Below are 23236 nucleotides of genomic sequence, written 5' to 3'. Positions count from 1 at the left end.
GAGTAAACACCGTTTTAGGGTAAAAGTCAATGGAAGCCCTGTTTTTATGGTGTTTTTTGTTGAAATTATTCGGGGTGGGTGGTAAGGAAAAATTGGTTGAACCAATTTTTCTGACAAGGAGATGGTGATGCATGATGGATACGGGGAGAGATGATGGGGGTCTATGCCTATGAACGGGTGCTGATTCAGATCCGTGAGATGATGGAAAAGGGAGAAATTCTGGAAGGTGGGCGGCTGCCGCCGGAACGCCAGATGGCGGAACGTTTCGGAGTATCCCGTCATGCGGTACGGCAGGCCCTGCAATCTTTGGGGGAGCGGGGGCTTGTGCGTTGCCGTCAGGGTTCGGGCAGTATTCTTCTTGCGGGATCCCCGGAAATTCTGGCAAGGGAAATGGCCTGTCTCCTTGTGGGGGAAGGTTCCCGCATCCATGCGCTGTTTGAATTCCGCCTGCTGCTGGAACCGGAGATTGCAGCGCTTGCGGCTTCCCGTGTGGGAAGGGAACATCTGGATCAGCTGGAGAAGCTTGTGGGCTTGCAGGCGGATGGCGGGGATTTCGGGGATCTTGATGCCCGGTTTCACGCGGTTCTGGCCGAAGCCACGGGCAATATAGTGATCCGTGAGGTCATGGCTTCCCTTGCGGTATTCTTTAACGAGAGCCGCAGTCAGGCCTGGGTGGATGCTGACCGGATGGCCCGATCCCTTGCGGGACACCGCAATATCCTGGCCGCCCTGCACGCCGGTGATTCCCGGGCAGCACGACAGGCCATGGAGATTCATCTGGGAGAGGTTCGGGATCTTCTGATGCATGATAGGCAGGCGGGGGATCCTCCCCCGTCTTTTCTGGCAGGTGACATAAAGGAGAAAAAAAATGGTTGAAACCTGGCTTATTTATCTTGCCATGGGTGCGGTTGCAGGGGTTCTCGCAGGTCTGCTCGGTATCGGGGGGGGGCTTGTGGTGGTACCCATGCTGGTCTTTGTTTTTCCCGGGCAGGGGGTGGATCCGCTCATTCAGATGCAGCTGGCCCTGGGGACATCCATGGCCACCATCATGTTTACGGCAGCTTCCAGTCTCCGGGCACATCACAGCCGTGGGGCGGTACGCTGGGATGTGGTGCGCAGCATTGCACCGGGGATTGTGCTGGGTACCTTTGCCGGTGCGCAGCTGGTTGCCCGCATGCCCACGGTCTGGCTGAAGGGAATTTTTGTTGTTTTTCTGTACTATGTTTCCCTTCAGATGCTTCTGAACAAAAAACCCAAACCGTCAAGAACCTTGCCCGGAAAGGCAGGGATGTTCGGGGTGGGGTGCGGTATCGGGGGGATGTCCAGTCTGGTGGGGATTGGCGGGGGAACCCTCTCCGTTCCTTTCATGACCTGGTGCAACCTTCCCTTTCATACGGTGATCGGAACCTCTGCGGCCATCGGGCTTCCCATTGCCATTGCCGGAACCGCAGGATATGTCACCGCTGGGTGGGGTAACGTCCTTCTTCCCTCACATTCCCTTGGATTTGTTCATCTTCCGGCTTTTTTAGGGATTGTGGCAGCCAGTGTGCTCACGGCACCCCAGGGGGCGAGACTGGCCCACAGTCTCCCTGTTGCAAAACTAAAGCGTATTTTTGCTTTTATCCTGATGGCTGTGGCGACCCGGATGCTTATGGGGATTTTGTAACGGTGGAAGCTGGCGTTGCAGGAGAGTTTCAGAAGATTCCGGCCCGGGTATCACCGTCCCGGAACCGGAGGGCAATGCTGCGGAAGGTTTCTGCTTCCTGGATAAAGGCGGCCAGCACGTCCGGATCAAAATGGGAGGGCAGGGTACGGCCATCTCCCCGTGTGATGATTTCCACGGCCTTTTCATGGGGAAAGGCTTTTTTGTAGCTGCGTTTTGAAATGAGGGCGTCATAGACATCGGCAAGGGCCATGAGGCGTCCTGATATGGGGATGGCCTCGCCCTTGAGACCTTTGGGATACCCCGTGCCATCCCAGCGTTCATGGTGGGTGTAGGCAATCTCTGCGGCGATGCTGAGGAAGGAAGACTGATCGGGCAGCCCCTTTTCCGCCTGAAGCAGGGCCGCATGGCCGTACAGGGTATGGCGTTTCATTTCTTCAAATTCTTCGGGGGTGAGGGGGCCTTCCTTGAGGAGGATACGATCGGGAACGCCCACCTTGCCGATATCATGCAGGGGCGCGGATTTAAAAAGCATATCAATAAAGTTGGGGTTGCCCAGTACATGGCGGAAACGGGGATGCTGACGCAGGTGCCGGGCCAGAGTGCGCACATAATGCTGGGATCTGCGGATATGCTCTCCGGTTTCCATATCCCGTGTTTCCGCAAGGGATGCCATGCACTGGATGGTCACATCCTGGGTACGTTCCAGCTCCCGGGTACGTTCCCGAACCCTGTCTTCCAGGGTGGCATTCTGTACGGCCAGAGCTTCCTGGGCGAGTTTCAGGGAAAGATGGTTGCGCACACGCATGCGGACAATGGCCGGGTTAAAGGGTTTGGTGATGTAGTCCACGGCTCCCAAGGCCAGCCCCTTGTGTTCATCCGGGGCCTCATTCATGGCGGTAACAAAAATGATGGGGATGTCCCGGGTACGGGTATCCTGTTTAAGACGGCGGCAGACCTCAAAGCCGTCCATGCCCGGCATCATGACATCCAGGAGAATGAGATCCGGGGGATTGGTTTTGGCATGTTCCAGGGCTGTCGGGCCGTCGATGGCCACCATGACCTCATAATCCGGACTTAAGGTATCCAGCAGAAGATCAATGTTGGTCTGGGTGTCATCCACCACCATGAGGGTACAGTCTTCCAGTTTACGCATCATGGTTTTGCTCCAGATCCTGGATAAGTTCGATTATGCGGTACAGGGCATCCTTCAGTTTGTAAGTTCGGATATGGTGGAGGATGTCTTTCAGGGCCGGAGAAAAATCGGGAGGCCAGCTTCTGGCTTCGAGATCCGCCAGAAGGGGGGCGCAGCGTTTGGGTTTGAGGTTGGCGACTTCGGGCCTGAGGCGGTACAGAATGTCAAGCAGTTCGCGGGGGCTGCCCGGGGAAAGGGTGGGCTTTTTTACCTGAATACCATTGAGACGGCCCAGTCCTTCCAGGGTTTTCGCCATGGCCTCCTGGAACGGTATCCAGGCTTCAACCAGCGTTTCCTTCGGAGCCTGGTGACGAAGCTGGCCATCCAGATATGTGGCAGCACTGAACACCGCATCCATGGCCAGATTGCCGGAAACCCCCTTGATGGTGTGTACAGCCATTTTGGCTTCCTCCAGGGCATCCGTATCCAGGGCATGGCGGATTTTTTCCGCAGCCCCAGCATATTCTTCCCGGAATTTTATGAGCAGTTCCCGGTAAAGGGCCAGGTTATCGCCTGCACGGGTCAGTCCCATGACCTGATCAATTCCGGGCAGATCGGGCAGCAGCATCTCAGGTGTTTCCGGTTCTTGGTTCTGGGTTTTCCCCTGATCGGGGGAGATCCGGGGCAGCCAGCGTGCAATGGTGGCAAAGAGTCTTGCGGGATTGACGGGTTTGGGTACATGATCGTTCATGCCCGCATCAATGGCTGCTTCCCGATCCCCCACCATGGCGTTGGCCGTCATGGCAATGATGGGAAGGGTTTCCCTTCCGCTGATGCTGCGGATCTGGCGTGTGGCTTCATAACCGTCCATTTCCGGCATCTGCACATCCATAAGGATGATATCAAAATCATATTCCAGAACCTTGTGCATGGCTTCCCGCCCATTGACTGCGGTGGTGACACGGGCACCGGCACTGCTGAGCAGTTCCCTGGCCAGCTGACGGTTAAGCTCATTGTCTTCTGCCAGGAGAATCTGCACCCCTTCCAGCCTGGAGACATCCTTTTCCGAGCCCAGGCTTTCTTCGTGGATCAGCCCCTCTTTTTTGTGGGGGATGCAGAGGGATTCCAGGGTGGAATCCATAAGGTCGGAAATGGTGAAGGGTTTGAAGAGCACACCGTCCAGCACTTCCCTTTCCTTTTCCCGGAGTTCCTTGCCAAAGGCCGTGATGAGAAGAATTTTCGGCTGGGGATTCAGGGGCATTTTCCGGATCTTGTGGGCAAGTTCAATGCCACTCATGCCGGGGAGTTTCCAGTCGAGAAAGATGAGGTCACAGGGAAGTCCCTGATGCAGCGCATTCAGAGCCTCTTCTGCCGTGACAAAGGCCTTGGGGTGCATGGAGAGGTTTTCCGCATACTCTGTGATGACCTGGCGGCTGACACTGTTGTCCTCCACCACCAGAACCCGGAGATTGCGAAGACTTGCGGGCAGTTTTTCCTGCATTCCCACGTCCTCCAGGCAGGGACGCAGCCAGATTTCAAAGGAGAAGGTGCTGCCCGCTCCGGGCATACTTTCCACCCGTATTTTTCCTCCCATCATTTCCACGAGGCGCTGGGAAATGCTTAAGCCCAGGCCGGAACCGCCATATTTTCGGGTTGTGGAGGCATCCACCTGGCTGAAGGGCCGGAAGAGATCTTCCTGCTGATCCGGGCTCATGCCGATACCCGTATCCGAAACGGCAAAGCAGATCTGGACGTGCTGATTCCTTTTTTCCCCTGGCCGGATGCTGAGGGTGATCTGTCCCTTTTCCGTGAACTTTACCGCATTGCTGACCAGGTTGAGCAGTACCTGGCCGAGACGCAGGGGGTCTCCCATGCATTGGGGAGGGGTTCCCGGTTCGGTCACAAACACCAGCTCCAGCCCTTTTTCATGGGCTTTGAGGGCGGTCTGATGGGAAAGACGGCTGAGGATGTCATCCATGCGGAAGACGACCTCCTCCATTTCCATGTGGCCGGCCTCAATTTTGGAAAAGTCCAGAATATCGTTGATGATGCGTAAAAGAGAATCCGTGGCCCCATGGATTTTTTCAAGGTAGTCCTTCTGTTTCGGGGAGAGAGGGGTTTTCAGGGCAAGATAGGTCATCCCCATGATGGCGTTCATGGGGGTACGGATTTCATGGCTCATGTTGGCGAGAAAACGGCTTTTCGCTTCCGTTGCGGCATCCGCCGCATCCTTGGCAATGGCCAGTTCCCTGTTTTTGGTTTCCAGCTCATGGGCAAAGGCATTGAGGGCGTCCGCATTTTTTTCCGCCTTTTCCTTGGCGGATTTCAGTTTTTCATTGGCCTCCTGAAGGGCGGCGGTGCGTTCTGTGACACGGGTTTCCAGAAGGCGGTTGGCACTTTTCAGGGCAGCTTCTGCTTCTTTGCGTTCGGAAATATCCTCCAGCATGCCTTCCACAAAGGGAAGCCCGGTTTCCGGATTTTTTTCGATACGGGCCTGAATGGCTCCCCAGATCTGTCTGCCGTCCTTTCGGCGCAGCCGGGTTTCAAAATTCTGAACGATGCGTTCCTTTTCCAGAAGCTGGCGGATGGTGATGGGGACATCGGGATCCACAAAAAGCTCGGTTTCAAAATTTTCCACGAGGGCCATCATTTCCCGGATGTCCCGATATCCGAAAATCCGGGCCATGGAGGGGTTGATGCTTAGGATTCTTCCGGAAAAAGTGATCTGAAAGATACCTTCCAGGGCATTTTCAAAGATACCCCTGTATTTTTTTTCCGATATGAGGAGGGCATTTTCCGCCTGCCTGCGTTCCCGGATTTCCTCTTTCAGCTGGTTTGTGTGTGCGGCAATGCGTGTGGCCATCATATTGACTTCCGTGATGATGGCGTTGATGTCTTCCTGGGGGACGGGCTTGATGGCACGGTCATAATTGCCTGCGGCAATGGCCTGAATATTGTGCAGCAGGGTGTCCAGGGGGCCTTGCAGCAGGGAGCTCATGAGCAGCCGGATGGTCAGCACCACAAGGGCTGTGGACAGGAGTACCATGATGCAGACCATGCGGATCAGGGTACGCTGCATGGATCGGATGCTGTCCTTGGAAAACCAGATCTCTACAGAACCGAGGGAGAGGCTGCTGCCGTCTTCCCGGAGATGTTCCAAGGGCCTGATTTCCCTGAAAGTATGGGCCAGTTCAGGAGGGGGCAGTTTGCTGAAGACAATGGTATCCGGACTGAAAATAACCCTCAGTCCTACGGTATGTTCCGTATGGAGGTAGGCACTGGCGATACGGGTGATCAGATCATTATCCAGCTGCCAGGCAGGGCCGGACAGTACCTGGGCGATTTCCGTACTCAGATGTCCTGCCTGTTCTTCAAGGGCCGCGTTGGAATTGTGGGTGAGATAGACATAGTAAAAAGCACCCAGAATGGCAAAGAGCAGGCTGAGAGAAAGGGAGAGACCTAGGATCAGATCTCTGGATAGGCTGCGTCTGGAGAGTCTGGGAAGGGGCATGGGGTTCGCTCGCACAAGGGGGGGAGGGATTAAAAACGATGTCTCCTCATATTTTTGGATGACTATAGACCAATCTTCAAAGGCTGGCAAACGGGAATCACGACGGGAATCATGAACGGGCCTCTGGAGTTGTCCGGAGACCGAAGATACGGGGTAAGGTGTTTTCTCATTCCCTTGGCTTCTGGAGACTCTGGGGTATGCAGACCCTGTATGTGCGCGAAAACGCCACATTGTTGATTGGAGATGTGGTGTCTGATGGATTGCTTTTATTCGCAGGGGGTTATGGTTTTTTATGGTGGATCTGTCCTGTGGCGGATTCGCCACTTTTTTTGGGCGGGCACGATGTCTGGTGTTCGCTTAATCAGGTTTGAAATAATTTTTTAAAGAAAAATTCATTTTAAAAACAATATTTTGCATATTATTTTTGGATTTAGTCTGATGTATGGCATCTCCATTGCATTTTGCTCTTGCCGACAAGCAAAGCAAGTGTGGTTTGGTTTTTCGGGTGTCTCCTTTGGTGGTGCGTACCGGTCTCCTTCCTCCTGAGGTGGGCCGGTACGCATATCAAAAAATTAAAGACAGTTTTGTCTTCTGTATATTTCCAGGGTGCCTTGCCGCAGAGGGGGGTGCCTTAACATCAACACAGGATACTGTTTTCTATCGGATGAACGGTGTTCTGAAAAAACGGGGAGTTCAGTCATGAAAGAAGCGGTTATTGTCAGTGCCTGCCGTACACCGCTGGGGGCGTTTAATGGGGGGCTGGCACCTTTGGGTGCCGTGGATCTGGGGGCCATTGTCATTCGTGAAGCGGTTAAGCGCGCAGGGATTGCGGATACGGAAGTTAACGAGGTCATCATGGGCCAGGTGCTTCCCTGTGGCTGCGGTCAGAATCCGGCCAAGCAGGCAGCGGTACGGGCGGGTATGCCCTGGGAGGTGGAAGCCCTGACCGTGAACAAGGTCTGCGGATCGGCTTTGAAGGCCGTGATGCTGGCAGCCCAGGCTGTTGTGGCAGGGGATGCGGATGTGGTGATCGCAGGCGGTATGGAGAGCATGAGCAATGCCCCCTATTTTCTGGAAAAGGCCCGCTTTGGTCTGCGCATGGGGCATGGAGAGATCCGGGACGTCATGATCCATGATGGTCTCTGGGATCATGTGAACAATTTTCATATGGGCATGAGCAACGAGATCTGTTCCGAAAAATGGGGCGTCACCCGCGAGGAGCAGGATCGGTATGCCGCAGAATCCTACCGCAGAGCCAACGAGGCCAAAACCACAGGCCGTTTCAAAGAAGAAATCGTTCCCGTTGAGATTAAGACCCGCAAGGGTGTGACCGTTTTTTCCGAGGACGAATCCGTAAAGGATACTCCCTACGATATGCTGGCCGCCATGCCGGGTGCTTTTAAAAAAGGTGGCGTGGGCACCGCAGGCAATGCCTCCATTATTGCTGACGGGGCTGCTGCCGTATGTGTCATGAGCCGGGAGAAGGCCGAGGCCCTTGGATGTGAGATTCTGGCTACCCTTGGGGCCCAGGCCTCTTATGGCATTGAAATGCAGTATGTGCTCATGGCACCGGTCTGGGCCATTCCCAAGTGCTGCGCCAAGGAGGGAATTGCCCTGGATGCCATTGATCTTTTTGAGATCAATGAAGCCTTCAGCGGTACGTCCTTTGCCATCAACCGGGAACTGAAACTGGATCCTGCAAAGGTGAATGTCAATGGTGGCAGTGTGGCCATCGGTCATCCCATCGGCGGATCCGGTGCCCGCATCCTCACCACCCTTCTTTATGAAATGAAACGCCGGGACGCCAAAACCGGTCTGGCTTCTCTCTGCCTTGGCGGTGGCGAAGCGGTGTCTCTGATTGTGAAGCGATAATACATGAACCGTCTGCTTGGGGGAAAAACCCGGAAGCAGACCCAGACAAGGAGATTTTGGAATGGAAATCAAGACCTTTGGGGTGATTGGTGCAGGACAGATGGGGGGCGGCATTGCCCAGGTGGCAGCTGCCAGCGGACTGGATGTCATTGTGATGGACATCAGTGATGCGGCCCTCGAAAAGGGACTTGCCGTAATTGCCAAAAATCTTTCCCGCAATGTGGACAAGGGGAAACTTTCCGCAGCGGAAAAGGATGCGATCCTGGGACGTTTCAAGACCGTCACCACCCTGGAAGGTCTTGCCCCCTGTGACTATGTGGTGGAAGCCGCCACGGAGAACGAGAGCCTGAAATTCAAGATTTTTGATGATCTGGATCGTATTTGCAGACCCGGTGTCATCCTTGGCACCAACACCTCTTCCATTCCCATTGGTCGCATTGCCGCCAGAACCAAGCGTCCTGAAAAGGTCATTGGTATGCACTTCATGAATCCCGTGCCTGTGATGAAGCTGGTGGAGATTATCCGGGGGATCGCCACGGATACGGAAACCTTCAAAATCACCTGGGACATGTGCGTGAAGTTTGGCAAAACCCCGGCAGAAGCCAATGACTTCCCTGGTTTTATTGCCAACCGCATCCTTCTTCCCATGATCAATGAAGCCATCTTTGCCCTGTATCACAGCGTGGGACGCAAGGAAGACATTGATACCGTGATGAAGCTGGGTATGAACCATCCCATGGGGCCTCTGGAGCTGGCTGACCTTATCGGTCTGGATACCTGCCTTGCCATCATGGAAACGCTCTATGAAGGTTTCAAGGATTCCAAATACAGACCCTGCCCCCTGCTCCGTAAATATGTGGAAGCGGGCTGGCTGGGACGCAAGACGGGCCGGGGATTTTACGAATACAAGTAGAAAGCGGGCGATGTCCGTGTGTCGGATACACCAGGGCAGGGCTTTGAAGGATTCGGGGAATTTTTAAAAAGCTTTTGTCCGGGATGAAAACGGGTGCCGCCTCCATGGGGCGGCACAGAAAAAGATTTTCAAATGAACGGGGGCAGTCATGGCGTTTGAAATCACAAAAGAACAGAAAATGATTCAGAAAATGGCCAGGGAATTCGGGCGGAAAGAACTGGCGGAAGCGGCTATGGAGCGGGATCATACCGGGGAATATCCGAAGGAGATTCTTAAAAAAATGGGAGCGCTGGGCCTGCTGGGTATGCTGGTTCCCGAGGCGTACGACGGGGAGAACATGGGAACCGTGGCCTATTCCCTGGCTTTGACGGAGATTGCCTATTTTGACGCCTCTGTGGCCGTCATCATGAGCGTGCACAACTCCATTGGCTGTGGCAGCCTTGTCCGTTTCGGCAATGAGGCCCAGAAGGAAAAATATTTAAAGCCCATGGCGAAGGGTGAGATCATCGCGAGTTTTGCCCTTTCCGAACCCGAGGCGGGCAGCGATCCTGCGGGCATGACAGCCACGGCGGAAAAGGACGGGGATTTTTATGTGCTGAACGGCACCAAACGCTGGATTACCGGCGGGGCCACCTCCGGCGTTTTCATCGTGCTGGCCAAGACCGATCCTGCGGCGGGGCACAAGGGGATTTCCGCCTTCCTCATCGAGCCGGGCATACCGGGCTTTATCGTGGGACGCAAGGAAGACAAGATGGGCCTTAAGGGGTCGGACACCACAGACCTTATCTTTGACAACTGCCGGGTACCGGCCTCAGCCCTTCTCGGTAAAGAGGGTGAAGGTTTCATCGTGGCCATGAGCGGGCTGGATGATGGCCGCATCGGCATCGGCTCCCAGAGTCTCGGTGTGGGCATGCGGGCCCTGGATCTGGCTGTTGACTATGCCAAGCAGCGTCATCAGTTCGGAAAACCCATTGCCGCCAACCAGGGCCTGCGCTGGATGATTGCGGACATGGCAACGGAAGTTGAGGCGGCACGGCTTCTTGTCCTCAATGCGGCGGCCATGAAGGATCGGGGCGAAAAATGTTCCAAGGAAGCGTCCATGGCCAAGATGTATGCCTCGGAAATGGCCAACCATGTGGCCGGCCAGAGCCTTCAGATTCATGGAGGCTACGGGTACACCAAGGAATTTGAAATTGAGCGTCTGTACCGGGATGCCAGGGTCTTCACCATTTATGAAGGCACGACCCAGGTACAGAAGATCGTCATCAGCGGTGAGGTGATTGGCGACAAGAAGCGCAAGAAGAAGTAGGGGGCCTGACGGACGTCTGAGGGCGTCCGTTTTTCAGGCGCAGGCGCTGAACGATGTTCTGTTCCGCTGCCTGCGTAACCGGCGCGGGGATGGGGATGTGCCCCGCGTCCAGGCGGCAAAATGCTGCCACATGAGGAGGAACAATGGCAAAGCCCGTAAGAATGACCCTTAAGGAGGCGGTTGCGCAGATTCCCGACGGCGCCATGCTGACTTTCAGTGGTTTTACCATCTGGCGGCGTCCCATGGCTGCCGTATATGAACTGATCCGCCAGGGGAAAAAAGAGCTGCATCTTGTGGAAGTGAACGGCGGCACCCACTCGGACCTGCTCATCGGTGCAGGATGCGTAAAAATCTGGGAAAGCTGCTGGATCGGCCACGAACTCTTCGGCAAGATCGGCGCGAACCTGGCCCGCAAGGCGGAGGCCGGGGAAGTGATCATCGAGGATTACAGCCATGTGCAGATTCTCTACCGCATGGCCGCTGGCGCCATGGGCCTTCCCTACCTGCCCACCTTTGCCAGTATGGGTACGGACATGCTCAACCCGGCCTACGACAACCTGAAAACCGCAGGGCTGCGGGACGGCAGCAATCCCAAGATCCCGAAGAAAAAGTATGAAATCGTTTCCGATCCCTTTTACGACGGAGAGCTTCTTCATATTCCGGCCGCCAATCCGGACTGGTGCATCGCCCATGTGCAGATGGTGGGCGAGGAGGGGACGGTCCGGGTGGACGGTCAGATCTATTCGGACTCCGAAGCCATCAAGGCGGCGGACAAGGTTATCATCGTGGCGGAGCAGGTGGTGAGCGAGGAGTTCATCCGCAGGGAGCCTACCCGCAACCTCGTATCCGGCCATGAGGTCGCCTGCATCGTGCATCAGCCCTGGGGAGCACATCCCACGGGATGTTTCGGATGCTACGAGAACGACGGCGCCTTTATCCAGAATTTTTTCAAGACCACCCGTTCCCAGGAGGGGCTGGACGCCTGGGTGAAGGAGTGGATCCATGATGTACCGGACTTTGAGGCCTATCTCGAAAAACTCGGCATCACCCGGCTGGAAAAACTGCGGGCGAATCCGGCCTTCGGCTACTCCACCACAGTGAAAAGGGGGGCACGCGCATGACGAGAGAGACGACCCTTGCAAAAGTAGGCGAGTTCAAGCCCATCGATCTTCTGGCCGTTGCCGCGGCCAGGGAGGTGACGGACGGAGACGTGGTCTTTGCGGGAACGGGCCTGCCCATGCTGGCCATCGGCCTGGCCCAGCTCACGACAGCACCTTCCGCCGTATGTATCTACGAAGCGGGCAGTGTGGACGGACGGCCCGTATCCCTTCCCACTTCCGTGGGAGACGCGCGATGTATTTACCAGGCTTCCGTGGCATCGGGCCTTTTTGACGTATTCAACCAGCTTCAGCGCGGCATGGTGGATCTGGCCTTCCTCGGTGGGGCGGAGGTGGACAAATACGGCAACGTGAACACCACGGGCATGGGCAAATACGGCATCGTGCCGGAAAAACGCCTCACCGGTTCCGGGGGCAACTCGGACATCAACGGCCTTGCCAGAAAAACCGTCTTTATCATGGTGCAGGAAAAGCGGCGCTTCAGGGAGAAGGTGGATTTCGTGACCTCTCCGGGATGGCGTATTCCCAAATGGCCTTCGGGCGAAATGGTGCACAAGCGGGAGGTTTATAACAAGGCCTTCCGGGGTGGGCCCGAGGCGGTCATTTCCAACATGGGGGTCTTCCGTTTCGATGAAAACGGGGAAATGTACCTCGACACCTACCACCCCGGTTTTTCCGCAGAACAGGTGAAGGACAATTGCAGTTTTGACCTCAACATCAGCCGGGTCCGGGGCGAAACCAAAGCGCCGACATTCGGTGAGCTGGATCTTCTTTACAAAACGATCGACCCGGAAGGTATTTTCCTTCCGTAATCGGTGTACCGGTGCTCCCCCGCATCGGTTTTCTCCCCCCCCCACCGGGATCCCCTCCGGGGGATTCCGGTTTCTCCCGCACCGGTCTTGATCCGGGTGGACAGGAGGTAATCATGCTGGAAGACTTTTCCACACCCCGTTGCTGGCAGAGTTTCTGGGTTCAGGATACGGCCCTTCTCTTTCGTCTGGCCTCTCCCCTGGGGCGTTTTTGTCGCCTGGGCGTTGTCGTGGTCTGGAGTTTCGGGAAAAACCCACCGGCCCTTCCCGAGTCTTATGGAACGGTAAGGGATCCGGAGGCGGTGGCCAGTATCCTTTCTTTACCGAGGGATGCCAGGGTTCTGGGCTTTATTCCCGTTTCCAGGGCGGAAGCCATGGGAGAGTGGACAGAAAGGATGGCCATATGAGCGCAGTGCGGGTGCGATCCATTCCCCTTACCGGAGGCAGAAAGATTCTCTGTATCCGTCTGGAGGCAGAAGACCGCATCAATGCCCTGCGTCTTGAGACCAGCCTGGCCATTGGAGAGGCCGTCCTGCGGGGGGAGGCGGATGGGGATGTGGTGCTCATCTGGCTGGAGGGGGCTGGAAAACGGGGCTTTTGTGCAGGCGGGGATGTGCGTGCCATCTCTTCTGTCTGGCAGGAGGGGGGAAAGGAAGAAGCCCTGGCGTTTTTTACGGCGGAATACCGGATGGATTACGCCATTCATACGGCAAAAACCCCCATCCTCTGTTTTGCCCACGGCATTGTGATGGGAGGGGGCATCGGCCTTCTGGCCGGATGCCGGCACAAGGTACTGACTCCGGATGTGGTGCTGGCCATGCCGGAGATTTCCATCGGTTTTTTTCCCGATGTGGGAGCTACCTGGTTTCTGAACCGGATGCCCAGAGGCTGCGGACGGCTCATCGGCCTTACGGGGTACCGCATGGATGCAGCGGATGCCTGTTTTGTGGGGCTGGGAGATCGGGTGGTGCGGGAAGAAGACAGAACAGCGATCTTTGACACCCTCCTGACTCTGGACTGGACGGGAAAACCGGAACGGGATGCCCAGATGGTGGATGCCGTACTGTCCCATTTTGCCCTTCCCGTGGAAGCGGGCTTTCTCGCTGAAAAGCCCGAATGTCTCAGAAATTTCGCCCAGGCTCCGGATCCTGAAACCTTTTCTGCGGTGCTGGAGACTGCGGGAAGGCGGGAACCCAGGCTGGCAAGGGCGGCCAGAAATGTTGCCCAGGGCAGTCCCTTCAGTATCCAGCTTGTGTGGCGGCAGATGCAGGAGGGAAGACATCTTTCCCTCAGGCAGGCCTTCTGCCTGGAACTGATTCTGGCCGCCCGGGTACTGGAACATCCCGATTTCCATGAAGGCGTACGTGCCCTGCTTGCGGACAGGGACATGCGGCCCGTATGGAAGGATGCCCATCTGGATGCCGTGGATCCTCAACGCATTGCCCACTGTTTCATTTCTCCATGGAATCAGCAGCATCCCTTACAGGATTTACCGGATCCGGCTCTGACGGCTGGCTGGTCATAACTTCCAAAAGTGAAAAGGAAAGGTCATGGAATTCAAGCATCTGATTTACGAGAAGGAAGAGGGCATTGCCCGTATCACCCTGAACCGGCCCAAGGCCCTCAATGCCCTGAATGCCGAACTCATTGAGGAACTCGATATCCTTTTTGACATTCTGGGAGAGGATGGGGAACTGCGCATGGCCCTTTTGACGGGAGCAGGGGACAAGGCCTTTGTGGCGGGTGCGGATATTTCCGAGCTGGCCCACATGGATTCCTTTTCTGCCCGCACCTTTGCCAGAGCCGGTCAGTCCATGATGGCGAAAATTGCCCATCTTCCCATGCCGGTCATGGCCGTGGTCAATGGGTTTGCCTTGGGCGGAGGCTGTGAGCTGGCCCTGGCCTGCGATTTTATCTACGCCTCGGAAAACGCCATGTTCGGTCTGCCCGAAGAAACCCTGGGGCTGATTCCCGGCTTTGGCGGTACCCAGCGTCTGGCCCGCCGGGTGGGGGCGGCCATGGCCATGGAACTGATCTTTACGGCAAAGCGGATTGGCGCGGAGGAGGCCCATCGGCTGGGACTGGTCAACCGGGTGCTGCCGGGAGAAAAGCTCATGGAAGAGGCCATGAAGACAGCGAGAACCATTGCCGGTATGGGGTCTGCTGCCATTGCCCTTGCCAAGTCCGCTGTACACCGCGGGGTGGAGGTGGATCTTCGTGCGGGATGCCACATGGAAAAGGAGGCATTCGGACTTTGCTTTGCCAGTCCGGATGCCCGGGAAGGCACAGCCGCTTTCCTTGAAAAGCGCAAGGCGATGTTCAGCAAAAGCCGGTAGATTTTTTTGCGGGAGTTTCGGGGGGAGGGGGAGAAAGCCTGGAGCCGTACCCCTGTTCCATGGACAGAGATACCAATCCAAAGGAGCGTAATCATGCAGGAAAAAGCCTTATTCAATCGTTGGCTGGTCGTTGCGGGTGCCTGTCTTATGCAGGCCATGCTGGGTGCTGTGTATACCTGGAGTCTTTTCAACTCTGCTCTGGTGGAAAAATTCGGATGGAGCCGGGGGGACGTGGTCTTCACCTTTTCCGTGACCATGGTGTCCTTCACCATCGCCGTTCTGGTTGCAGGCAGGGTGCAGGATAAGCTGAAGCCGAGAAACGTGGCCATCGTGGGCGGTATTGTGGCAGGTATTGGTGTTTTCATGGCCGGTAAGGTTGCCTCCATCATGGGCATGTACCTGACCTATGGCTTCATCACAGGCTTTGCCATGGGGGCGGTTTATGTGGTACCCGTCGCCACCTGTGCCAAGTGGTTCCCGGAAAAGCGGGGGCTGGTTACGGGTCTCAACCTTGCCTTTGTGGGGGTTGGGGGGATGGCCCTGAAGCCCGTCATCGTCTGGCTGATCAGCAATGTCGGCGTTTCAGAATCCTTTGCTTACCTTGGCATTGCCTATGGCCTGCTGATCGTGGCCGGATCGTTTTTCATGGTGCAGCCCCCCCAGGGCTATGTCCCCAAGGGATATACCCCGCCTGCGGCGGGTGCGGCCCAGACCGGTAAGGTGGTGCAGTCCGTCCGCCAGTACACCTCTGCGGAGATGATGCGTACCCCTCAGTTCTACGCGCTGACGGCCATCTATTTCTTTGGTTGCGCGGCAGGTCTCATGGTTATCAGTATTGCGGCCAACATCGGTATGGAACTGGTGGGCCTGAGCCTTGCGGATGCGGGCAATGCGGTTGTCACCATTTCTCTTTTCAATGCCCTGGGCCGTTTCGGCTGGGGAGCCATTTCCGACCGTATCGGCAGGATGCAGGCTCTGGCTGTCATGTCCTCGGGTTTTGTGCTGGTCATGCTCTTCATGTCCCTTGTCCCCATGAACTACCTGACCTACCTGGTCTCCACCTGTATCGTGGGCTTTTGCTTTGGCGGGTATCTTTCCACGACACCTTCTGTGGTCACGGACTGGTATGGTACAAAAAACGTGGGTAACAATTATGGTATTGTTTTCCTCTCCTACGGTCTGGCGGCCATGTTCGCCCCCCGTTTTGCCGTGCAGATGGGCTATACCGTCGCTTTCATGGTGGCTGCCGTGCTCTGTGTCATGGGTGCCCTTCTGGCCTTCACCACCCGGCCTCCCCGTCAGGAAGTCATGGCTGTGGAAGCGGAAAGGGCGCGGGCTCTGTGAGTCTGGGGTCGGATGCCAGCGGTAAGAGAGCATACTGAGATGCGTGTCCGATGATATTTTAAGGGGTTGCGGATGGGAGAAAATCCCTTCCTCAGCCCCTTTATCGCTTTACCGGGGGGGATTCTCTGTCATAATCAACGGAAACACCATGCGGAACGGGATGGGTGCATGGATCACAGATCAACAGCCTTTTTGAGGAAAATCATCATGGAGAACAATAAAAACGGGATTCCCGAGTCCGGAGAAAAAAGGGAGCTGGCCCTCAAGGATCTGGGAACCCTGGTGGCTTTTTTGAGGCGATGCAACCATGCCCTGCTCAAGGCCAGTGATGAATCCTACCTGCTGCGGGAGATCTGTATGGCCCTGGTGGACATGGGGGGATATCGTCTCTGCTGGGTAGGGTACCGTGAGGAGGATGCGGAGTGTCATGTCCGGCGGGTGGCCATGTGGGGAGAAGGGACGGATTATCTGAACAATATGCGGGCCTCGTGGGCGGACAGCGGGCCCGGTACCAGCAGCCCGACGGGCGTGGCCATCCGTACCGGAAAGCCTTACCTGAAGCAGCATCTGGGGATGGATCTGTATGGGGAGGTGCCCGGCTGGATCCGGAATGCAAATCGTCATGGCTTCCGCTCTGTTCTGAGTCTTCCCCTGATTGTGGAAGACAGGGAGAAACCCATCGGTGCCCTGACCCTGTATTCGGAGAATGCCGAAGGTTTTGGAGAGACGGAGGTTCGTCTGCTTGCGGATCTCGCCTCGGATGTGGCCAGCGGCATTGACCATGTGCACAGGAAACTGGAGCGCTCCAGGATGGAAGAAGCCCTGCGCATGGCTGAAGCCCGTTACGCCGGTGTGCTGGAGAATACGGGAACAGGAACCATACTGATAGAAAACAACGAATATATCCGTTTCTGTAACGCCACCTTCGAAAAAATGACGGGCTGTAGCCGGGAGGAGATCCTGGGGCGTAAAAAATGGAAAGATTTTGTGGTGCCTGAGGATGTCAAGCGCATGGAGAATTATCACACCTGGCGGCGTACGGAGCCGGGGCGCGCCCCTTCGGTATACGAATGTCAGCTGGTGGATCGGGAGGGACGGATCAAGGATATTCTCATGAAGGTGGGCATGGTGGAGGGCAGCCTCATGAGTGTGGCGTCCTTCATGGACATCACCGAGGCCAAGCGGGCAAGAAACCTTCTCCATGAACGGGAAGGCCAGCTCAGCGCCATTGTCAACCACCTGCCAGGTCCTGTCTTTGTGCGGGATATTCAGGGACGGGTGCTGTTTGCCAACCGGCGCATGGTGGACAGGGCAGGCTACAATCCCGAAGGGGAATACTGCTACAGTATTTTTTATGAGCGCAAGGCCCCCTGTCCCGGCTGTCCTGCGGCGCGGGTGCTTTCCGGAGAAACGGTAAAAAAAGAGGTTTTTTTTCCAAAGGAGGGCCGCTGGTATGAAGTGGTGTATGCCCCCATTGCGGCCTTTGACGGCACCGTGGCACGGATTCAGGCCGTTTTCATGGACATCACCGAAAGAAAAGCCGCAGAATCTGCCCTCATGGTACGGGAGGAAAGCCTCAGGGAAGAAAACCGGCGTCTGCGTTCCGCCATTCAGGATCGTGTTTCCTTTGGCGGACTGGTGGGAAAAAGTCAGGTGATGCAGGACGTGTATGAAAGAATCCTCAAGGCCGCAGGCGGTAACAGCAGTGTGATCATTTATGGGGAGTCCGGAACGGGCAAGGAGCTGACGGCCCGCGCCATCCATGACATGAGTGACCGGGTGCGGGGGCCCTTTGTGCCTGTCAACTGCGGAGCCATCAGTGAAAATCTGGCGGAGAGCGCTTTTTTCGGCCACAGGAAGGGAGCCTTTACGGGGGCAGACCGGGATCGTCAGGGCTATATGGCCGCTGCGGACGGGGGAACCCTTTTTCTGGATGAAATCGGAGAGATTCCCCTGACCATGCAGGTCAAACTGCTGCGTGCCCTGGATGGCGCAGGGTTTACCCCCGTTGGCGGCACCGAGGTGCTGAAGCCCGATATCCGGGTCATTGCAGCCACCAACCGCAACCTCTATGATCTCCTGCGGGAAAACCGCATGCGGGAGGATTTTTTCTACAGAATCCATATTATTCCCATCCGTCTGCCCTCCCTGCGGGACCGTAAGTCGGATCTGCCCCTGCTCATGGATCATTTTTTCAAGAAATATGGTGCGGGCCGTGTGCTGCCTCCCGTTACGGGAAAGCTTCTGGAAGCCTTTTCCAGCCACGACTGGCCGGGCAATGTCCGGGAACTTCAGAATGCCGTGCAGCGGTACCTTTCTCTGGAACGCCTGGACTTTCTGGGAGAACGGGAAGGGTGTTTTGAAGAAGGGGACACGGAGGAAACCGCTTTGCTGACCCGTGTGGAAAATTATGAGAAAAAACTCATTGTGGAAGCCCTGCACCACCATCACTGGCATCGGGAAAATGCCGCAGACAGCCTGGGCATTCACAGAAAAACCCTTTTCACCAAAATGAAAAAGTACGGGCTTCTCAATGAATAGAAAAAAGCCCCTTCTTCCTGTTTCCGGCAACTGCTTGTAAACATTGTTCTGTCGTTTCCGTTGCTGCATTTTCATTCCATAGAAACCCTGTAAATTTTATGTTGACCTTCCCCTTAGGGGCAAGGCTATCCTCCCTGAAAACTGTGATTGTGAGATGGGAAGAAAAAACTGCTTACAGGAAGGAAGGGTACTATGGCGCAGGTATCGGGTGCGGGAAGTCTGGCTGCGGTTGCCGCAAAAAGAAGGTTAATGGCGGATTTTAAACGGAAAGGTATTCTGATCGCCCTGGGTTCAGGCCTTTTGTATGGTTTCTACACGGCCTTCATGACCCTTGGCATGTCCGTTGGGATCTGGGAACACTGGTATGGGGAGAATTCGGGTCTGTCCGTTTTTGCAGTGTTTTATCTGCTGGCAGCTCTGGGAGCCGCCACAACGGATACATGCAGTGCCGCATGGGCACTGAGCATCGCCGCTGTCCGGGGACGGCTTGCGGATTTTGCCCGGACCATCCGGACCAAACCCGGTCTGGTCATGGTTGCGGGTGCTGTTATTGGTGGACCCCTGGCCAGTACGGCCTATGTGGTCGGTTTACAGCAGGCGGGCTCCATCGTGGTACCCATCAGCGCCCTCTGCCCGGCGGTGGGAGCCATACTGGGGCGGGTACTGTTCAAGCAGCAGCTTAATGCCCGCATGATGCTGGGTATTGCCATCTGTCTTTCCGCAAGCTTCATGATCGGTATGACAGGGCTTGAAGAGGAGGCTCCCCCAGGGTTGCTGATCGGTATCTTTTTTGGTTTCCTGGCCGCCGTATGCTGGGGGATTGAAGGCTGTGTCTGCGGTTACGGCACCTCTCTCATCGATCCTGAAGTGGGCATCACCATCCGTCAGGTAACGGCGGGCATGTCCAACCTCATTATCCTTGTTCCCCTTTTCGGTATGATCGCCGGTGCGGATACCTTCGGTATGCTGGGCCAGTCCTTTTCCGATGGCTATGCCATGATCTGGTTCGCCCTTGCCGGACTCAGCGCCTATCTCACCTTCATGTTCTGGTATAAGGGGAATGCCATGTGCGGTGCGGCTCTGGGCATGTCCTGCAATGGTACCTTTTCCTTCTGGGGGCCTTTTTGCTGCTGGATCGTTCTGGGAGTTGTCATGGGCTTTGAGGGCTGGTCCATGCCGCCCATTGCCTGGGCTGCTGCGGTGATCATGGTTGTGGGGATTTTCACCATCGCGATGAATCCTATGGATCTCTTTAAGAAAAAGGAGAATGCATAATATGAAACCACTGAACTATGCCATTTTGAAACACTTCACCTCTGTGAAAGAAGCCTGCGCCGACGATGTCATGAAGGCCCTGAAGGGGCAGTATGGCAGTTTTAAAGCTTTTCAGAAAAAGTCTGTGGTATCTGCTCTGATGACGGCTGAGGCCAACGGCCTGCTGGAAGAGACTCGGTTTGATATGGACGCCAAAAATGAACTTCGGGTATATTACCGTGCCCATGCGGAAGGGGCGGCAACCATCAACCGGTATATCAGAGACTGAAGCACACCCTGATCAAGGTATGCTGACAAGAGAGGCTCGGATGAAAAAAAAGAAGGTATCAGACGTTTTGATTCTGCTGCTGGCAGCCCTTGCGTTCGGGCTGGTGATGGCTGGCTGCGGCAGAATGCAGGCCTCCCCCGGCGCAGCCGCAGCCGCAGACGGCGTGCGGATTGTTCGCGGTGCTTCTCCCATTGAGGGGGATGTGCTGAAGCATCCTGAGGACATCACCCTGTACAATGAGCATCTGGCCATTACCCTGGCCGTGGGCAGCCCCAATTTCTGGGGCATGACCAATGGCAGTATTTCCAATATTGCGGTGATGAAGGCTCCTGGCGTTTTTGGCGTGAACATTGTCAACGACGTGGAATTTCTGGTGAATTCCTGGACTGCCAGCGGGGGATCTCTGAAAGCCACGGCAAAAATACTTCAGAATACTCCGGAAAAAGGTGTGGTGGAGACCCGCAGCACCTGGCTCGGGGAGGGAAAACAGAACGCCCTCGATGTGGTGACCACCTATACCCTGGAAAAAAACAGCCCTGTGGTGAGAATGCAGACCACTGTATCCAATCCCGGCCCGGACACCTATGCGGGCATGAAGAGCGGGTATTCCATGAGCGGCCTTGCGGCTTATATGTTCGGGCCCTTTGGGTACAATACGCCGGATGTGCGCGCCAAGAATATCCATGTGGGTAAAAATGCGGGGGAAGCCTTCGGGGATTTTGTGGCGAGCTATACCAGGGATTACGCCATCACCCTTCAGATGGATGATACGGAAATCTACAGGGGCACCACAGGGTACAAGGATCTGCACCACCAGTATGATCTGGCTCCCGGGGAATCCCGTGTTTTTACGGGGGAGCTTCAGGTGATTCCCGAAGGGCACACCTCACCCTTCATGACCCGGATGATCGGGAAGAAAAACCTTGCCTCCGCAAAGGTTTCCGGTGTGGTGACTTCCGATGACGGCAGCATTTATCCCCATCCTGTTCTGGTGGTGGAAAAGGAAGGACGCTTCAAGGGCAGCTTTGACGGTTCCCAGAACCTGCCCTCCGATGTGCTGCATACCCATGTTCAGCCTTTTATCTGGCATGTGGGGGAGGCCGATGGTTCCTTTTCCTTCCGCCTTCCCGAAGGGGTTTACAGTGTCTATGCCATTGCAGCAGGCTATACCGCCTCTCAGCCCTGGAACATCCGTGTGGCGGCGGGACAGGATCTTTCCCTTTCCTTCACAGGGGATCATGCCATGGTACAGGGCGGAAGCGTGGCCCTGCATGTGACGGACAGGGTAACGGGCGCACCCGTTGACGCAAGGATTGCCGTAGATGGCCCCGTACCTGCGGTAAAATATCTCGGTGCCCGCACCTATTTCACAGATCTTGAAAAAATCGGTCAGGTGAGCATTCCCCTGGCTGTGGGAGACTTTTCCTTCAAGGTGATGTCCGGAGCCAATTTCGTGAGCCTTCCGGAAGAAATCAAGGTCACGGTCGCTTCCCGTCAGAAGCAGGAGCATGGGGCTGTCGTTGAAACCCATATCCATCCGGAACGGGAGGGCTGGTATGGCGTGGATCTGCACCATCACACCAATATCGGGGACGGCAACACCTCTCCGGAAGATCTGGTCAAGTCCCAGCTTGCCAGCCGTCTGGCCCTGACCTTTGTCAGCGACCACGATTCCGTGGAGAATCATCGTCTTGTCAAAACCTTGTCCGACGCGAGAAAGGTGGGCATGATTCCCAGTCTGGAGGTCTCTCCGGGATGGGGGCATATGAACATCCTGCCCATGCCTCTGGGAGGCGAAATCATTGAACCCAGCCTGAATGTGGGAGAGATCATTGCAAAGGCCCATGAGAAAAAAGCCCTTGTCATTGTGAACCATCCCTACACGGACTATGGCTATTTCAATAACCGGGAAATTGCCCCTGGTGGATACGATGCGGACTTTGATCTCATTGAGCTTCAGCCCACCATCGATCTTTCCAAACCCAAAAATACGGATACCCGTACCCTGAACAGGGCCATGGAACTGTGGACGGATTCTCTGGGGGGAAAAAACAAGGCCTACTACCTGACCGGTGGATCGGATACCCATGATGTAGCCTCCCCGACCCTGTATTCGGGCATTATCCGTACCTATGCCAGGGTGGATGGGGAGCTGACACCGGGCCGTTATCTGGAGGCCGTGGCCAGGGGCAGATCCTATGTTTCCATGGGGCCCCTGTTTTTTACCGGGGATGTGCAGTTCGGGGACAGTATTCGTATCCGGGCAGGACAGACCTTTGATTTTGAGCTGGAGGTCTTTGCCGTGAATGGTCTGAAGAGCGTGGAACTGTACACTTCAGGAAGCACTATCGGCAGCCCTGTGGAAACCCGTACCTTTAATGGCAGCGTGAAGCGGGAAACCCTCTCTTTTACACTGAAGGCCGGGGAAAATACCTGGTACAGCCTCATCGCCAGGGATATGACCGATAAGGTGGCTGTATCCAACCCCGTATGGGTGCATGTAATCCCCTGATGGGCGTGCTGATAGTGTGATGTGAAAATAAGGGGCCTTGTCTCAGATTCTGGGACAAGGCCTCTCTTTGTTATGGAGGGAGGTTCTTGAAAAGATGCGGGGCTTCAGGGGGGAGTTCCTTCCCGTCGGGGCAAACCTTACGCTTAAGGGGAATCTTTTTTAGGGGAAGAGGGACGGAACATGCGGTGAGAGTCAGGCTCCCCATACGGCAATGGGGCATTTTCCATGCGCCATGTTTTTCCGCCAGATCTTCTCTTCCCAGGGAATGTCGGGGTTCCGGTTGAAGATAACCAGATGGGCCTCATCCGCAGCAATTCTGTCCGCATAGTCCGCTGTCTGGGAAAGGCCCTCTTTCAAGGTGGCTTCCAGCCCTTTTCTTAAGATTTTAAGCTCAATCACCACCCGCTGCACGGTTCCGAAAAAGCCCTTTTCCTTATCCAGGGGCCATTCGAGAAAAAGATCTGTCCGTCTGCTGCCCAAACCATACTCCCGGTTCACCCTGCCGCCGCCGTTCACAATACGCTGTAAAAAGGCCTGCATGAGGAGCTGAGGCCCAGCCTCTTTGTAGTCAAACCGCTCGATCCAGCTTTGGGAGTTTTCCCTGAAAAACTGCTGAAAGGCGGCAAGGAG

Annotated in this window: 19 protein-coding genes; 16 read left to right on the top strand and 3 right to left on the bottom strand. The window is 55.7% G+C overall.

Annotated features, from left to right (window positions below; genetic code table 11):
* The first annotated feature begins 153 nt into the window (after positions 1-153).
* Both BR04_RS12330 and BR04_RS12325 read left to right on the top strand, forming a co-directional pair.
* Positions 154-876, top strand: coding sequence for a FadR/GntR family transcriptional regulator (locus tag BR04_RS12330; protein ID WP_496356319.1), 723 nt, complete (start codon positions 154-156; stop codon positions 874-876).
* Positions 869-1666 carry a sulfite exporter TauE/SafE family protein gene (locus tag BR04_RS12325; protein WP_496356318.1) on the top strand — a complete coding sequence of 266 codons (798 nt, stop codon included), beginning with the start codon at positions 869-871 and terminating at the stop codon, positions 1664-1666. Before BR04_RS12330 ends, BR04_RS12325 begins: the two co-directional genes overlap by 8 nt.
* 28 nt (positions 1667-1694) lie before the next feature.
* Here BR04_RS12325 and BR04_RS12320 read toward each other — a convergent pair whose 3' ends face one another.
* Together BR04_RS12320 and BR04_RS12315 are read right to left on the bottom strand one after the other, a co-directional pair.
* Entirely contained in the window at positions 1695-2822 is a 1128-nt protein-coding gene (locus tag BR04_RS12320; protein WP_496356317.1) for a response regulator, read from the bottom strand.
* Positions 2812-6309, bottom strand: a complete 3498-nt coding sequence (locus BR04_RS12315) for a hybrid sensor histidine kinase/response regulator (RefSeq protein WP_496356316.1) — start codon at positions 6307-6309, stop codon at positions 2812-2814. The genes BR04_RS12320 and BR04_RS12315 overlap by 11 nt, the downstream gene beginning before the upstream one ends.
* A gap of 197 nt (positions 6310-6506) precedes the next feature.
* Between BR04_RS12315 and BR04_RS12310 the strand changes: the two genes are divergently transcribed.
* The 14 genes from BR04_RS12310 to BR04_RS12245 all read left to right on the top strand — a co-directional run bounded on the left by BR04_RS12310 (position 6507) and on the right by BR04_RS12245 (position 22606).
* Positions 6507-6680 (top strand): hypothetical protein, encoded by a 174-nt coding sequence (locus tag BR04_RS12310; RefSeq protein ID WP_496356315.1) that lies wholly within the window; start codon positions 6507-6509, stop codon positions 6678-6680.
* 328 nt (positions 6681-7008) lie between these two features.
* A complete protein-coding gene (locus BR04_RS12305; RefSeq protein ID WP_496356314.1) occupies positions 7009-8181 on the top strand; it encodes an acetyl-CoA C-acetyltransferase in 1173 nt (390 codons plus the stop codon).
* A 61-nt stretch (positions 8182-8242) separates the two neighbouring features.
* Positions 8243-9094 carry a 3-hydroxybutyryl-CoA dehydrogenase gene (locus BR04_RS12300; RefSeq protein ID WP_496356313.1) on the top strand — a complete coding sequence of 284 codons (852 nt, stop codon included), beginning with the start codon at positions 8243-8245 and terminating at the stop codon, positions 9092-9094.
* A gap of 148 nt (positions 9095-9242) precedes the next feature.
* Positions 9243-10403 carry an acyl-CoA dehydrogenase family protein gene (locus BR04_RS12295; protein WP_496356312.1) on the top strand — a complete coding sequence of 387 codons (1161 nt, stop codon included), beginning with the start codon at positions 9243-9245 and terminating at the stop codon, positions 10401-10403.
* 143 nt (positions 10404-10546) lie between these two features.
* Positions 10547-11524, top strand: coding sequence for a CoA transferase subunit A (locus BR04_RS12290; protein ID WP_496356311.1), 978 nt, complete (start codon positions 10547-10549; stop codon positions 11522-11524).
* Positions 11521-12333, top strand: coding sequence for a CoA-transferase subunit beta (locus BR04_RS12285; protein WP_496356310.1), 813 nt, complete (start codon positions 11521-11523; stop codon positions 12331-12333). The genes BR04_RS12290 and BR04_RS12285 overlap by 4 nt, the downstream gene beginning before the upstream one ends.
* Before the next feature lie 113 nt (positions 12334-12446).
* Positions 12447-12737, top strand: a complete 291-nt coding sequence (locus tag BR04_RS12280) for a hypothetical protein (protein WP_496356309.1) — start codon at positions 12447-12449, stop codon at positions 12735-12737.
* Positions 12734-13855, top strand: coding sequence for an enoyl-CoA hydratase/isomerase family protein (locus BR04_RS12275; protein WP_496356308.1), 1122 nt, complete (start codon positions 12734-12736; stop codon positions 13853-13855). Before BR04_RS12280 ends, BR04_RS12275 begins: the two co-directional genes overlap by 4 nt.
* A gap of 25 nt (positions 13856-13880) precedes the next feature.
* On the top strand, positions 13881-14666 hold the full coding sequence (locus tag BR04_RS12270; RefSeq protein WP_496356307.1) for an enoyl-CoA hydratase-related protein: 786 nt from the start codon (positions 13881-13883) through the stop codon (positions 14664-14666).
* Between the two features lie 93 nt (positions 14667-14759).
* Positions 14760-16010 (top strand): L-lactate MFS transporter, encoded by a 1251-nt coding sequence (locus BR04_RS12265; RefSeq protein ID WP_496356306.1) that lies wholly within the window; start codon positions 14760-14762, stop codon positions 16008-16010.
* A 207-nt stretch (positions 16011-16217) separates the two neighbouring features.
* Positions 16218-18551, top strand: coding sequence for a sigma 54-interacting transcriptional regulator (locus BR04_RS12260; RefSeq protein WP_496356305.1), 2334 nt, complete (start codon positions 16218-16220; stop codon positions 18549-18551).
* A 192-nt stretch (positions 18552-18743) separates the two neighbouring features.
* Positions 18744-19826 (top strand): DMT family transporter, encoded by a 1083-nt coding sequence (locus BR04_RS12255; protein ID WP_496356304.1) that lies wholly within the window; start codon positions 18744-18746, stop codon positions 19824-19826.
* 1 nt (position 19827) lies between these two features.
* Positions 19828-20094, top strand: coding sequence for a hypothetical protein (locus tag BR04_RS12250; RefSeq protein ID WP_496356303.1), 267 nt, complete (start codon positions 19828-19830; stop codon positions 20092-20094).
* Between the two features lie 40 nt (positions 20095-20134).
* On the top strand, positions 20135-22606 hold the full coding sequence (locus BR04_RS12245) for a CehA/McbA family metallohydrolase (RefSeq protein ID WP_496356302.1): 2472 nt from the start codon (positions 20135-20137) through the stop codon (positions 22604-22606).
* A gap of 192 nt (positions 22607-22798) precedes the next feature.
* Here BR04_RS12245 and BR04_RS12240 read toward each other — a convergent pair.
* Positions 22799-23236, bottom strand: a 438-nt coding sequence (locus tag BR04_RS12240; RefSeq protein WP_496356301.1) for a hypothetical protein, incomplete at its 5' end; no start/stop codon positions are given.

Source organism: Desulfobotulus sapovorans DSM 2055, assembly GCF_059569355.1.
This window is presented reverse-complemented; position numbering and strand designations above follow the sequence as displayed.

Bases quoted from the DNA above. Each gene is read 5' to 3' on its own strand.
- BR04_RS12330 (WP_496356319.1), top strand. From the start codon at position 154: ATGGGGGTCTATGCCTATGAACGGGTGCTGATTCAGATCCGTGAGATG.
- BR04_RS12325 (WP_496356318.1), top strand. From the start codon at position 869: ATGGTTGAAACCTGGCTTATTTATCTTGCCATGGGTGCGGTTGCAGGG.
- BR04_RS12320 (WP_496356317.1), bottom strand. From the start codon at position 2,822: ATGATGCGTAAACTGGAAGACTGTACCCTCATGGTGGTGGATGACACC.
- BR04_RS12315 (WP_496356316.1), bottom strand. From the start codon at position 6,309: ATGCCCCTTCCCAGACTCTCCAGACGCAGCCTATCCAGAGATCTGATC.
- BR04_RS12310 (WP_496356315.1), top strand. From the start codon at position 6,507: ATGCAGACCCTGTATGTGCGCGAAAACGCCACATTGTTGATTGGAGAT.
- BR04_RS12305 (WP_496356314.1), top strand. From the start codon at position 7,009: ATGAAAGAAGCGGTTATTGTCAGTGCCTGCCGTACACCGCTGGGGGCG.
- BR04_RS12300 (WP_496356313.1), top strand. From the start codon at position 8,243: ATGGAAATCAAGACCTTTGGGGTGATTGGTGCAGGACAGATGGGGGGC.
- BR04_RS12295 (WP_496356312.1), top strand. From the start codon at position 9,243: ATGGCGTTTGAAATCACAAAAGAACAGAAAATGATTCAGAAAATGGCC.
- BR04_RS12290 (WP_496356311.1), top strand. From the start codon at position 10,547: ATGGCAAAGCCCGTAAGAATGACCCTTAAGGAGGCGGTTGCGCAGATT.
- BR04_RS12285 (WP_496356310.1), top strand. From the start codon at position 11,521: ATGACGAGAGAGACGACCCTTGCAAAAGTAGGCGAGTTCAAGCCCATC.
- BR04_RS12280 (WP_496356309.1), top strand. From the start codon at position 12,447: ATGCTGGAAGACTTTTCCACACCCCGTTGCTGGCAGAGTTTCTGGGTT.
- BR04_RS12275 (WP_496356308.1), top strand. From the start codon at position 12,734: ATGAGCGCAGTGCGGGTGCGATCCATTCCCCTTACCGGAGGCAGAAAG.
- BR04_RS12270 (WP_496356307.1), top strand. From the start codon at position 13,881: ATGGAATTCAAGCATCTGATTTACGAGAAGGAAGAGGGCATTGCCCGT.
- BR04_RS12265 (WP_496356306.1), top strand. From the start codon at position 14,760: ATGCAGGAAAAAGCCTTATTCAATCGTTGGCTGGTCGTTGCGGGTGCC.
- BR04_RS12260 (WP_496356305.1), top strand. From the start codon at position 16,218: ATGGAGAACAATAAAAACGGGATTCCCGAGTCCGGAGAAAAAAGGGAG.
- BR04_RS12255 (WP_496356304.1), top strand. From the start codon at position 18,744: ATGGCGCAGGTATCGGGTGCGGGAAGTCTGGCTGCGGTTGCCGCAAAA.
- BR04_RS12250 (WP_496356303.1), top strand. From the start codon at position 19,828: ATGAAACCACTGAACTATGCCATTTTGAAACACTTCACCTCTGTGAAA.
- BR04_RS12245 (WP_496356302.1), top strand. From the start codon at position 20,135: ATGAAAAAAAAGAAGGTATCAGACGTTTTGATTCTGCTGCTGGCAGCC.